Below are 909 nucleotides of genomic sequence, written 5' to 3' on the forward strand. Positions count from 1 at the left end.
GTGGTTTGACTATTATCGTCAGGCTGCGTAACTAAAATCTCCCAAGTTTAACTGTACGGATTTGACGGCAGGGGTCAGTTTCTATGAGCGGTTACACAGGAGTTAGTGATTATAACTCTGCCACTAGAGCTTGGAAAGATAGAGTTTATCTTGAAGAACAAGCTAAAATTAATAATATAAATTATGTTGATGGGACGGAAGTCCTTAACCATTCTATCAAAGGATTTGAAGGTGCAGCCTCTAAATTCGCTAAAGATTTCATAAAAGATGCAAATGCTAGAATTAACTATACTAAAAAAATAAAAGAGATTTCTAATGAGACTTTAAAGGCAGTAGATAGTGGAAAGATTACTGTTGTAGAAGGTTTAGAGTACAGTAGTAAAATGCGTAACGTAATTATGGAAGAAACAAGAAGTATAACATCAGTACAAAGTCAGGCTGGGGCAATTAAAATGAAGAAAGTTGGAGTTAGTACAGAAGATCTAATGGATAAGTATTCAGAAAAACTTTTTTCCAAAAAATTTAATAAACTAAGTCCAATAGAAAAACAAAAAGTACAATACCATATTATAGAGGCTTCTGGTAGGAACCGTAAAAGTGTAACAATAAAAGTAAAACGTTTAAAGGTATTAGGTAAGGTTCTTTGGGTAGTTACTGCTGCCTTAGCAATCTATTATATTGCTACAGCAGAAAATAAAGTTAAAGAGTCATTTGTTCAAGGTGGCACTATTGGTGGTGGCCTAGCTGGAGGTACGCTTGCAGGAATGGGAGCATCAATAATCTGTGGGCCTGGTGCTCCTATATGTTTCGTTGCCGTAATACTAGTTGGTAGTGACCCCTGCCGTCAAATCCGTACAGTTAAACTTGGGAGATTTTAGTTACGCAGCCTGACGATAATAGTCAAACCAC

1 protein-coding gene is annotated in these 909 nt (G+C 36.4%); it reads left to right on the forward strand.

All coding sequences use genetic code 11. The annotated features are described in order from the left end of the window. Positions 1–83: 83 nt before the first annotated feature. Positions 84–878 carry a hypothetical protein gene (locus AAEY80_RS14255; RefSeq protein ID WP_350588510.1) on the forward strand — a complete coding sequence of 265 codons (795 nt, stop codon included), beginning with the start codon at positions 84–86 and terminating at the stop codon, positions 876–878. The last annotated feature ends 31 nt before the right edge of the window (positions 879–909 follow it).

The organism is Psychrobacter sp. 78a-MNA-CIBAN-0178 (genome assembly GCF_040309625.1).
In the GTDB taxonomy this organism is placed as follows: domain Bacteria; phylum Pseudomonadota; class Gammaproteobacteria; order Pseudomonadales; family Moraxellaceae; genus Psychrobacter; species Psychrobacter okhotskensis.